Below are 11,408 nucleotides of genomic sequence, written 5' to 3'. Positions count from 1 at the left end.
CGCGGGCGCGGGGCCCGGGGCCGGCTTCGGGGCCGGGGCGGGCAGCGGTTCGGGGCCCGGGGTCGGCTCGGGTTCGGGGAGGGGCTTGGGCGCCGGCTTCGGCTCGGGGCCCGGCTCGGGCGTCGGAGCGGGCTCCGGGGGCTCGGGCACGGTACCGGCCGACGGGGAGGCGGCCGGGGCGCGCAGCGGCTCGGGCTTCTCCGGCTTGCCGGTCCGGCCCGACTGCTCGGAGGGCTCGGAGGGCTCGGACTGACCCGACTGCTTCGACTGCCCCGGCCGGCCCGGCTTCTGACCCGGCTGTCCGTTCTTGCTCAGGGCGACGGGCGCGGGGGCGACGGCGGGAGCGTCCTGCTCCGGCGCGTCGGCCGCTTCGGCGGCGGCCTCGTCGTCGGCGGTGGCGGAGTCGGGTGTTCCGGCCTCCTCGCCGGCCTTCTCCCCTTCCTCGTCCGCGGCCTTCCCGTCGGCCTCGGCGGCGGGCTCCTCCTTCGCCGCGGCGGTCCGCATGGCGAGACGCGGGTCGGCGGCGGGCGGCCGCTCGGCGGCCTCCTTCTTCTCCTCGACCCTCGGCGAGTCCTTCTTCTCCCCCGCCGCGTCATCGGAACCGCCCTCGTCGGCGGGGGTCAGCAGCTCTTCCGGCAGCCGCAGCGCGGTGGTCTTGTTGTCCACCGGCAGCCGCAGCATCGTCGTCCGGCTGTCCACATCCCGGACACGGAGCTGTACGGTCGAGCCGCCCTTGCCGCCCGTCCTCGGCGCGTCGGCGGAGGCGTCGGTGGAGGCCTCGGTGGAAGCGTCGGCGGAGTTGTCCGCGGACGCCTCGGTCGACGCCGCAGTCACCGTCCCGGTCGCCGTCTCGGTCGACACCCCGGCCGAGGCCCCGGCCGACTCCCCGGCGGAACTCTCCCCGGAGGTCGCCTCCGGCGCTGCCGCGGCGTCCCCGGCCGCGACGGCCGCGGCTGACGCCCCGACAGCCTTCGTCCCGGTCCGTTCGCGTTCGCGGCCCTGCTCGCCGTCCCTCAGCACCCTGTCGGGGGACTCGCCCACGTATCCCAGCCTCCTCAACGCCCGGCGGGGCATCGGCAGACCCGATTTCGGGAAACCGACGCCCCGCCCCGTGTACCTGTACAGTCTCCGCCACCGACGGCCGAACCAGCCGCGCACACCCCGCCCGACCGGCGCTTATTGCCGCCGCACGGCCGCAACGCGGTCTGTTCCTGGGTCAGACGCCGGGCCTGTGGCCGCCGGTTCCGCGCCTTCACCTCAAGGTCACGATTCGGAGGCGTACTCGACAAGCCCGTGTGAGAGGCGTCACCCTGTCTCTCATCCACGCGGGGAGGCTTGGATGGGCAAGAGCCGCAGAACTGTTCCCGAGGAACTCTTGCTGCTCGCTTTGGACCCGACCACGGGTACCACGGCGCAGCCGCAGACCCTCGACCTCGGACTCGCCGGGGCGCAGCTCGTCGAGCTGTCCCTGGCCGGACGGATCGTACCGGAGGGCGACCGGATCGCCGTCGTGCTCGCACGGCCGACCGGCGACCCGACCCTTGACCACGCACTGGAACTGCTGCGCCGACGCGGCAGTCCGGTCCGCGCGGCGCACTGGATCGGCGGGCCCCGGCTGGGGCTGCGTCAGACGTACCTGGCGCACCTGGAACGCTGTGGCATGGTCACGGCCGTGCCGGGGCAGATGTGCGGGGTGCTGCCGACGACCCGGTACCAGGCGTCCGACGACTGCACCAACGCCGCGATCAAGCAGCGACTGGACACCGCGATCCGCACCGGTGTGCCGCCGGACCCGCGGACGGCCGCGCTCGCGGCCCTCGCCCACTCGGTGGGGCTGGGCAAGCACCTGTACCCGGGCAACGAGGGCCGGTCCTCGCGGTCGCGGCTGCGCGATCTGATCCGGTACGACCCGCTGGGCGGGATGGTCGCGCACGCCGTGATGGACGTGCAGAACGGCCTGCCGGCGCAGCAGAACCGTTCTTCCCAGGGTTCCGGGGCCGGTTCCGGGGCCGGTTCCGGTCGCTCCGGCGCCCGGGCGACAAACCGGGCTCCGGGCGGACGGGTCTCCGCTCCCCGGGTCGGGGTGCGCTGAGCCCGATCGGCCCGACGGCGCACGCCGCCCGGTTCGCGCTCCTCCAGGGCGCTGGACCACCAACCGCACCACCGCGCACCATCCGAACCACCGGCATCACCCGGCATGACCCGGCATCACCGGCACCACGAACGGCACCGAGGGGCGGTCGCCCCGCGACGCGAGTCGCCCGGCGACCGCCCCTCTGCCGTTCCCTGAGGCCCGTCGAGGCCCATTGCAACTACCGGTCCTAGTCGCCGAGCCGCATTACCACCTGGGGGCTTTCGCTGTCTCACGGACGCGCTTTTCCGATGATCTGTTCTACTGCGCTGCTGTGATTCCCGGGCGCCGACCTGGCCCAAGGTGACATGCTGCTCCAAGTCAGGGGGGTTGGTCCCAATGTCCGAAGTGTTCCCAGGGCTGCCGCTCCAACGATCACCAGAGGTCCGGCCGGAGGTCGACGTGTCCGCGAACATCAATCCCACCGTGCGCCGCCGGCGCCTGGGCTCCGAGCTGCGCAAACTCCGCGAGGGCCTCGGGATGACGGCGGAGGAGGTGGCCGGCCGCCTGATGGTCTCCCAGTCGAAGATCAGCCGGCTGGAGAACGGCCGCCGCAGCATCAGCCAGCGCGACGTGCGCGACCTCTGCGACGTGTACAACGTGGCCGACGAGCAGATGCGCGGCAGCCTGATGGAGATGGCCAAGGAGTCGCGCCAGCGCGGCTGGTGGCACGACTTCAACGACATGCCGACCCCCTACAGCGTCTACATCGGCCTGGAGGCCGAGGCCTCCTCGATCCGCGCCTACGAGTCCTCCTTCATCCCCGGGCTGCTGCAGACCGAGCAGTACGCCCAGGCGGTGGTCGAGGGCACCCAGCCGGACACCGACGCGAACGCGGTGCAGCGCCGGGTGCAGGTGCGGATGAAGCGGCAGGAGCGCGTCCACGGCGAGAACCAGCTCGGCAGCCTGTGGACCGTCATAGACGAGGCGGCGCTGCGCCGCGAGGTCGGCAGCCGCGAGATCATGGCCCGCCAGCTGCGGCAGATGCTGGAGCTGAGCCTGCGCCCGAACATCACCATCCAGGTGATCCCGTTCTCGCACGGAGCCCATCCCGGCATGACCGGGACATTCTCCCTGCTGGAGTTCCCGGAGTCAGCCGATTCCACGGTTGTCTACTTCGAAGGTGTGACGAGCGATCTCTACCTGGAGAAGGAAGCCGATGTGCGCCGCTATACCGGTCTCTACGACTACCTGAGAGCGGCCGCGCTCGGTGTCGCGGAGAGCCGGTCGCTGATAGCCGACATCGAAAAGGGATACCACGAATGAGCACCCCCGCCGAGCACGGAATCCGTTGGCGCAAGAGCAGTCACAGCGGAGGCCAGGGCGCCTGCGTGGAGATCGCCGGACCGGCCGCGGGGGCGGTCGCGGTCCGGGACTCCAAGGACCCGGCCGGCCCGCAGCTGCGCTTCTCCACCGAGGCCTGGAACGCGTTCGCGTCGGCCACGGCGGCGGGGTCCTTCGGCGAGGTCTGACCCGACCGGATCCGTGCTCGGCCCAGTTGCCCGTAGCGGTGTCCGTCGCCCCGAGCGGCGGACGGCGCTACGGGCAACTCGCGTTCCGGGCGCCGTCTTCCGGGGCCGTCTTCCGGGGCCGTCTTCCGCCGCCCTCCGCCGCCTTCCGGTGCCGGCCTCTCAGTGCTGCGGTCGTCCGACGGTGCCGGCCTCCGGTGCCGCGCCCGCTCCCGTGCGTGACGGACGCTCAGTGCGCCACCGGGTACCGGCCGGCCCAGTCGGACCCCTCCGGGCTCCGCCGGTCGTGCAGTTCGGTGCCGTGCGTCAGCTCCAGGGCGAAGTCGTCGGCGAGTTCGAGGATCGCGCCGCGCCCCTCCAGCCCCGCCACCAGGCCCGGCGGCAGCGCGGTGTCGCCGTGCAGCACCCCGAGCAGGTTGCCGCAGATCGCGCCGGTGGAGTCGCTGTCCCCGGAGTGGTTGACGGCCAGCAGCAGGCCCGAGCGGACGTCGTGGGCGACCAGCGCGCAGTAGACCCCGATGGACAGCGCCTCCTCGGCGACCCAGCCCTCCCCCAGCGCCTCGACCCGCTCGGCGGACGGCTCCCCGGCCCGCACCGCGTCCAGCGCGGCCCGCAGCGAGGTGGTGGTCTCCTCGTGCCCCTGCCGCTCGGAGAGCAGGGCCAGCGCCAGGTGGACGCCCTCCTCCAGGGTGCCGCCGCGGGCGACGGCCTGGACGATCACCGCGAGCGCGCCCGCCGCGAGGTAGCCGGTGGGGTGGCCGTGGGTGAGCACCGAGCACTCCACCGCGAGCTGGAACACCAGGCCCGGCTCCCAGGTGGTGAGCAGCCCGAACGGCGCCGCCCGCACCACCGTGCCGCAGCCCTTGGAGTGCGGGTTCTTGGGGTGCTCCAGGGTGCCGAGCCGCTCGCCGTCCGGCCCGGTGAGGCCGGTCAGGCAGCCCTGGCCGGGGGCGCGCTGGGCGTACAGCCACTCCTCGCGGCCGAGCCAGCCGAGGTCGGGGCGGCGCTCGTCCGGGCCCCAGTCGCGCTGGGTGGCGGCCCAGCGCAGGTAGGCCAGGTGCAGGTCGGTGGGCGGGTGCCAGCTGCCGGTGTCGCGCCGGATGTGGGCGCGGATCAGGCCGTCCACGGTGAACAGGCTGAGCTGGGTGTCGTCGGTTATCGCGCCGGTGCGCCCGTAGGCGGGGACGTAGCCGGTGACGCCCTGCGGGCCGTGCTGGGCCCGGATCTTGTCCAGCGACTCGAACTCGACGCCCGCGCCGAGCGCGTCACCGATGGCACCGCCGAGCAGACAGCCGCGGACCCTGCTGCGGAAGTCCTGCTGCTGGGCTCGTGACCACAGTGGCATCACGACGGAGCGCCTTTCGTCGGGGTCGGGGCCGCGCGCGGCACCACGGCGGCCGACGCGCCCTGGCACTGTACTTGGAAGGTTCGAACGGATCGACGGGATCCCTCGCGGTCCGGTGCCCCCGGGGCCCGGCCCGCCGACGGTGCGGCGGGCCGGGCGGGCGACCTCAGTCGAGGACGGGCAGCAGCTCCGGCAGGTGCCCGTCCGAGGCGAGCGCCGCCGCCCGCCGCTCGGCCGGCACCTCGCCGTAGAGGGTGGTGCGCTGGCGGTGCGGGCGCCCGGCCGCCTCGGCGATCGCCTGGAGGTCGCGCACCGACTTGTAGCTGCCGTACGCCGAGCCGGCCATCCGCGAGATGGTCTCCTCCATCAGCGTGCCGCCGAGGTCGTTGGCGCCGGAGCGGAGCATCTCGGCGGCGCCCTCGGCGCCCAGCTTGACCCAGCTGGTCTGGATGTTGGGGATGTGCGGGTGCAGCAGCAGCCGGGCCATCGCGATCACCGCGCGGTTGTCCCGGGCGGTCGGGCCGGGGCGGGCGATGCCGGCCAGGTAGACCGGGGCGTTGGTGTGGATGAACGGGAGGGTGACGAACTCGGTGAAGCCGCCACCGCTGTCGAGTTCGAGCGAGCGCTGCTGGATCTCGGCGAGCAGCCGCAGGTGCCCGAGCCAGTGTGCGGGCGTGTCCACGTGCCCGTACATCATGGTGGAGGAGGAGCGGATGCCCAGTTCGTGGGCGGTGGTGACGACCTCGACCCAGGTCGCGGCCGGCAGCTTGCCCTTGGTGAGCACCCAGCGGACCTCGTCGTCGAGGATCTCGGCGGCGGTGCCGGGGATGGTGTCCAGGCCGGACTCCTTGGCCCGCTGCAGCCAGTCGCGGATCGACAGGCCCGTCCTGGTGGCGCCGTTGACCACCTCCATCGGGGAGAAGGCGTGCACGTGGATGCCGGGCACCCGGGCCTTCACGGCGCGGGCGATGTCGAAGTAGGCGGTTCCGGGCAGGTCGGGGTGGATGCCGCCCTGCATGCACACCTCGGTGGCGCCCACCTCCCAGGCCTGCGCGGCCCGTTCGGCGACCTGCTCCAGGGAGAGGGTGTAGGCGTCGGCGTCGGTGCGACGCTGGGCGAAGGCGCAGAAGCGGCAGCCGGTGTAGCAGACGTTGGTGAAGTTGATGTTCCGGGTGACGCAGTAGGTGACGTCCTCGCCGACCGCGTCGCGGCGGACGTCGTCGGCGATCCGGCACAGGGCGTCCAGGGCCGGGCCGTCCGCGTGGAACAGGGCCAGCGCGTGGTCGTCGGTGAGCTTCGTCGGGTCGTCGGCGGCCACCGCGAGCGCCTCGCGCAGGTCCCCGGCGAGGCGTTCGGGGGCGCCCTTGGCCAGCACCTGTTCGCGCAGCACCTCCCAGTCGCCGTACACGTCCTCGAAGTCGGCCCGGCGGTCGCCGGTGCGGCCCTCGGTGTCGACGGCGGTGTGCAGGTCGGTCCGGCCGTACGACTCCGGGAGGTCCTCCGGCTCCTGCCAGGGGCGGCCCTGGACCGTCGCGTCCGGGTCGGCCAGGCCGGTGGCCGGGTCGGCCAGGGCGCGGACGTGCGGCAGCACCCGCGGGTCCAGCCAGGGTTCGCCGCGCAGCACGTACTCGGGGTAGACGGCCAGGCGCTCGCGCAGGGCGAAGCCGGCCGCGGCGGAGCGTTCGGCGAGGCGGTCGATCTGCGGCCAGGGGCGCTCGGGGTTGACGTGGTCCGGGGTGAGCGGGGAGACGCCGCCCCAGTCGTCGACGCCGGCCGCGATCAGCCGCTCGTACTCGCCGTCCACCAGGTTCGGCGGCGCCTGGAGGCAGGCGGTCGGGCCGAGCAGGTGCCGGGCGACGGCCACTGTGGCGACCAGCTCGTCCAGTTCGGCGTCGGGCATGCCGCGCATCGCGGTGTCCGGCTTGGCGCGGAAGTTCTGCAGGATCAGTTCCTGGACGCCGTGGTAGGCCCGGGAGACCTTGCGCAGCGCGAACAGCGACTCGGCGCGCTCCTGGTACGTCTCGCCGATGCCGATCAGCAGGCCGCTGGTGAAGGGGACGGAGCTGCGGCCCGCGTCCTCCAACACCCGCAGCCGGACGGCCGGTTCCTTGTCCGGGGAGCCGTAGTGCGGGCCGCCGGGCTCGCTCCACAGCCGGGTGGCGGTGGTCTCCAGCATCATGCCCATCGAGGCGGAGACCGGCTTGAGCCGCTGGAAGTCCGTCCAGCTCAGCACCCCGGGGTTGAGGTGCGGGAGCAGTCCGGTCTCCTCCAGGATGCGGATGGACATCGCCCGGACGTAGGCGATGGTGTCGTCGTAGCCGTGCGCGTCCAGCCACTCGCGGGCTTCCGGCCAGCGGTCCTCGGGCTTGTCGCCGAGCGTGATCAGGGCTTCCTTGCAGCCGAGTTCGGCCCCGCGCCGGGCGATGTCCAGCACCTCGTCCGGGGACATGAACATCCCGTGCCCGGCCCGGCGCAGCTTGCCGGGGACGGTGACGAAGGTGCAGTAGTGGCACTTGTCGCGGCAGAGCCGGGTGAGCGGGATGAACACGCTCTTGGAGTAGGTGATGACACCGGGCCGGCCGGCCGCTTCCAGACCGGCGTCGCGCACCCGGGCGGCGCTCGCGCACAGGTCGCGCAGGTCCTCGCCTCTGGCCTGGAGCAGCACGGCGGCCTCGGTGAGGTCGAGGGCGACGCCGTCCCTGGCGCGGCGCAGGGCGCGCCGCATCGCGTTCGCGGTCGGAGGGTTGCTTGCGTCCGTAGCGGTTCCGTCCATGGCGCGACCCTACGTCAGGGTCGTACGACGGGAGGACACAACCCTGAGGCCGTCTCAGGGTCGGCGTACCCGTCAGGTTCACCCCGAAGTGCCCCCGCAGGGCGATGACGTGGCGGCGGTACCGGCCTCTAATGGGAGAGCAGTACCAATCGAACAGGTTCACAGAGGAGTTGAGGACGCCATGACCAATGAGACGGCGGTGGACGACACCATGGACGGCGGGGTGCCGTACCGCTCGCGGCGGCGCACCCTGGTGCGGGCCGGGGTGCCACTGGCGGTGGCCGCGGTGATCGCGGCCGGGGTCGGGCTGGTGCCGGCGCTGGCCGCCGACTCGCCACCGGACCTGCCCCAGCAGTCCGCCGAGCAGGTGGTGGCCAAGGCGCTCGGATCCGACGCCCAGGCCCTGTCCGGGACGGTCTCCGTCTCCACCGACCTCGGCGTGCCCAGCCAGCTGCTGGGCGCGGCCGCGGGCGGGCTCGGCGCGGCGGCCGGCCACGGCGGCGGCCCGGGCCAGGGCGCGTCCGCGGACCCGCAGGCCAAGCTGCTCGGCCTGCTCGGCGGCGACCAGACGCTGCGGGTCGCGGTGGACGGCCCGGACCGCCAGCGGGTGGACCTGATGGAGAACATGGCGGGCTACACGCTCGTCCGCAACGGCGACCAGAGCTGGGCCTGGGACAGCTCGACCAACACCGCGCTGCACATGACCGGGCGTCCGGCCGGGTCCGCCGAGGCCCCGAAGACCCCGCTCACCGGGGTGCCGACCACCCCGCAGGAGGCCGCCAGGCAGTTCCTGACCGGCAGCGCCGGCACCACCTCCGTCACCGTCGCCGGGACGGCCAACGTGGCCGGACAGAAGGCCTACCAGCTGAGCGTCAAGCCGACCCAGTCCGGCTCGACCATCGCCGAGGTGCGGATCTCGGTCGCCGCCGACAACGGGGTGCCGCTGGCCGTGGTGGTGAAGTCCACCGACGGCTCCACCGTGCTGGACGTCCACTTCACCGACGTCTCCTTCGCCAAGCCGGCCGCCAAGACCTTCGACTTCGCCGCGCCCAAGGGCGCCAAGGTGACCGAGAAGAAGGCGGACGAGGCGGCCAAGGGCGCCGAGGGCAAGCAGGGCAGGCACGACGCCCAGGGCGAGCAGGGCAAGCAGGGCAAGGGCCACGACGGGGTGAACGTGATCGGCGAGGGCTGGACGGCCGTCGTCTCCACCCAGCTGCCGAGCACGGCCGGCGCCCCCGCCGGGGACGCTCAGGGCGACGGCAAGCAGGGCAAGCACCACAGCAAGCCCCCGATGAACCCGCAGGCGCTGGTGAAGTCGCTCGGCAAGCCGGTCGGCGGCGGCACCCTGATCAGCACCAAGGTCGTCAACGTGCTGCTCACCGACGACGGCCGGGTCTTCGCCGGCGCGGTGACCCTGCCGGTCCTCCAGCACGCCGCCGGGGTGAACTGACGCATGACCGAGACTCCCGTAACGGGGGACGTTACGGAGTCGGCCGGGGGCCCGGGCGCGGTGTCGCGCCCGGCCCCCGTTCCTTCCGCCTCCCCCGCTTCCTCCCCCGCTTCCCCCGCTTCCGCTGGTGACGACGTGATCAGGACCCGGGGCCTGACCAAGCGCTTCCGCGGCGGCCAACTCGCCGTCGACGGACTGGACCTGACCGTGCCGCGCGGCTCCGTGTTCGGCTTCCTCGGCCCCAACGGCTCCGGCAAGACCACCACCATCCGGATGCTGATGGGCCTGATCGCCCCCACCGCCGGCATGGCCACCGTGCTCGGCGAGTCGATGCCGCAGTCCGTCGCCACCGTGCTGCCCCGGGTGGGCGCGCTGATCGAGGGCCCGGCGCTGTACGGCTTCCTGTCCGGCCGGGACAACCTGGTCCGCTTCGACGCCGCCGACCCGACCGCCGACCCGCGCACCCGCCGGCAGCGGGTCGAGACCGCGCTGGAGCGGGTCGGCCTGAGCGCCGCCGCGGGCAAGAAGGCCCGCGCCTACTCGCTCGGCATGAAGCAGCGCCTGGGCCTGGCCTCCGCGCTGCTGCAGCCGCGCGAACTGCTGGTGCTGGACGAGCCGACCAACGGGCTGGACCCGCAGGGCATGCGGGAGATCCGGGCGCTGGTCCGGGAGGTCGCGGCGGAGGGCACCACGGTGTTCCTCTCCTCCCACCTGCTGGACGAGATCGAGCAGGTCTGCACCCATGCGGCGGTGATGTCCCGGGGCCGGCTGGTCGTCCAGGGCACCGTCGCCGAGCTGGCCGCCCGGGCGCAGGGCCGGCTGGTGGTCCGCACCCCCGACGTGGCGCAGGCCGCCGAGGTGCTGGCGGCCCACCAGGTGGGCGCGCTGGTGCCCGGCGAGGGCCGGGTGGACGGCGAACTCGGCGCGAGCGGCGACGAGGCGCTGCCCAAGCTGTGCGCGGCGCTGGTCGAGGCCGGGGTCCGGGTGCACGGGTTCGGGCTGGAGCGGGGCACGTTGGAGGACGCCTTCGTGGCGCTGACCGGGGAGGGCTTCGATGTCGCAGGCTGAGGCGAAGGCGGCTGAGGCGACGGGGCCCGGGGCGGTGCTGGTGACCGGCCGGCGGCCGCAGACCGCGTCCGGGCTCCTGGCGCTGTTCCGCAACGAACTGCACCTGACCTTCCGCCGGATGCGCACCAAGGTGCTGCTCGGCATCCTGGCGGTGCTGCCGGTCCTGATCGGGGTGGTCGTCAAGCTCAACACCGACAGCCCGCACGACGGCGGCGGTCCGAACTTCATCGCGCAGACCACCCAGAACGGCCTGTTCCTGGTGTTCACCGCGCTGGCGGTGGCCCTGCCGGTCTTCCTGCCGATGACGGTCGGCGTGGTCGCCGGCGACTCGGTGGCGGGCGAGGCGGCCACCGGGACGCTGCGCTACCTGCTGGTCGCCCCGGCCGGGCGGACCAGGCTGCTGGCCGCCAAGTTCACCGCCGGGCTGGTGTTCTGCCTGGCGGCCACCGCGGCGGTCGCGCTGGCGGCGCTGGCCACCGGTGCCGCGCTGTTCCCGCTCGGCGAGGTCACGCTGATCTCCGGGGACACCATCGGCTTCGCCGACGCGCTGCTGCGGGCGGTGCTGGTGGCCGGGGTGGTCGCGGTCTCGCTGGCCGGGCTGGTGGCGATCGGGCTGTTCGTCTCCACCCTCACCGGCAGCGGCATCGCGGCGATGGCCGCGACCGTCGGGCTGGTCATCACGGTGCAGATCCTGGACGCCTTCCCGCAGCTGGACGCGATCCGGCCGTTCCTGTTCACCCACTACTGGATGAGCTTCTCGGACCTGCTGCGCGCGCCGATGTACTGGGACGGCGTGTGGAAGGACCTCGGCCTGCAGGCCGCCTACGTCGCCGTGTTCGGCGCGGCGGCCTGGGCCCGGTTCACCAGCCGCGACATCAGCGCGTGAGGGGCCTCAGCGTGTGAGGGGCCTCAGCGCGTGACGGCTTCCCGGGCGGCCTCGGCCGGGGCGGGGGCGCGGGGGCGGGGGGCGGGGGCGGGGGGCTGGGGGGGCGGGGGGGGGGGCAGGGGGGGGGGGGGGGGGGGCGGGGGGGGGGGGGGGGGCGGGGGCGTCGACGTCGCCAGCCACCTCGACCACCGCGCGAAGGCCACCACTGCCCTGAACCGGGCCGGCTGACTCTCCGCCGCAACCACCCGCGGGATCCGGCACCGGCCGCCGTCGAGGACTTCGACGG

General features: G+C 73.8%; 8 protein-coding genes and 1 pseudogene. 6 read left to right on the top strand and 3 right to left on the bottom strand.

Annotated features, from left to right (window positions below; genetic code table 11):
• Window positions 1-1,041 (bottom strand): annotated as a pseudogene (locus BG452_RS20315) (hypothetical protein); the annotation flags it as partial.
• Window positions 1,042-1,339: 298 nt separating this feature from the next.
• On the opposite strand from BG452_RS20315, the gene BG452_RS20310 reads away from it, so the two are divergent.
• The 3 genes from BG452_RS20310 (at window position 1,340) to BG452_RS20300 (ending at window position 3,603) form a co-directional block, all read left to right on the top strand.
• Entirely contained in the window at window positions 1,340-2,092 is a 753-nt protein-coding gene (locus tag BG452_RS20310; protein ID WP_188305758.1) for a GOLPH3/VPS74 family protein, read from the top strand.
• Window positions 2,093-2,533: 441 nt separating this feature from the next.
• Window positions 2,534-3,397, top strand: a complete 864-nt coding sequence (locus BG452_RS20305; protein ID WP_188305757.1) for a helix-turn-helix domain-containing protein — start codon at window positions 2,534-2,536, stop codon at window positions 3,395-3,397.
• A complete protein-coding gene (locus BG452_RS20300) occupies window positions 3,394-3,603 on the top strand; it encodes a DUF397 domain-containing protein (RefSeq protein ID WP_188305756.1) in 210 nt (69 codons plus the stop codon). The genes BG452_RS20305 and BG452_RS20300 overlap by 4 nt, the downstream gene beginning before the upstream one ends.
• 226 nt (window positions 3,604-3,829) lie before the next feature.
• Here the strand turns inward: BG452_RS20300 and BG452_RS20295 are convergent, their stop codons facing one another.
• The gene (locus BG452_RS20295) at window positions 3,830-4,945 is read right to left on the bottom strand and encodes an ADP-ribosylglycohydrolase family protein (RefSeq protein WP_188305759.1); all 1,116 of its coding nucleotides are present in this window, start codon (window positions 4,943-4,945) and stop codon (window positions 3,830-3,832) included.
• A gap of 166 nt (window positions 4,946-5,111) precedes the next feature.
• On the bottom strand, window positions 5,112-7,718 hold the full coding sequence (locus BG452_RS20290) for a bifunctional FO biosynthesis protein CofGH (protein ID WP_188305755.1): 2,607 nt from the start codon (window positions 7,716-7,718) through the stop codon (window positions 5,112-5,114).
• A gap of 181 nt (window positions 7,719-7,899) precedes the next feature.
• On the opposite strand from BG452_RS20290, the gene BG452_RS20285 reads away from it, so the two are divergent.
• The 3 genes from BG452_RS20285 to BG452_RS20275 are packed head-to-tail and all read left to right on the top strand — an operon-like array spanning window position 7,900 to window position 11,122.
• Complete coding sequence (locus BG452_RS20285; RefSeq protein ID WP_188305754.1) at window positions 7,900-9,168, top strand: LolA family protein; 1,269 nt, start codon at window positions 7,900-7,902, stop codon at window positions 9,166-9,168.
• 3 nt (window positions 9,169-9,171) lie between these two features.
• On the top strand, window positions 9,172-10,236 hold the full coding sequence (locus tag BG452_RS20280) for an ABC transporter ATP-binding protein (protein ID WP_188305753.1): 1,065 nt from the start codon (window positions 9,172-9,174) through the stop codon (window positions 10,234-10,236).
• Window positions 10,223-11,122: an ABC transporter permease gene (locus BG452_RS20275; RefSeq protein ID WP_188305752.1), complete on the top strand. Its 900-nt coding sequence runs from the start codon at window positions 10,223-10,225 to the stop codon at window positions 11,120-11,122. Before BG452_RS20280 ends, BG452_RS20275 begins: the two co-directional genes overlap by 14 nt.
• Window positions 11,123-11,408 lie beyond the last annotated feature (286 nt).

This window comes from Streptomyces sp. CBMA123, from assembly GCF_014596465.1.
In the GTDB taxonomy this organism is placed as follows: Bacteria; Actinomycetota; Actinomycetes; order Streptomycetales; family Streptomycetaceae; genus Kitasatospora.
The sequence above is the reverse complement of the archived record's forward strand: the minus strand, read 5'-3'. Positions and strand labels throughout refer to the sequence as shown.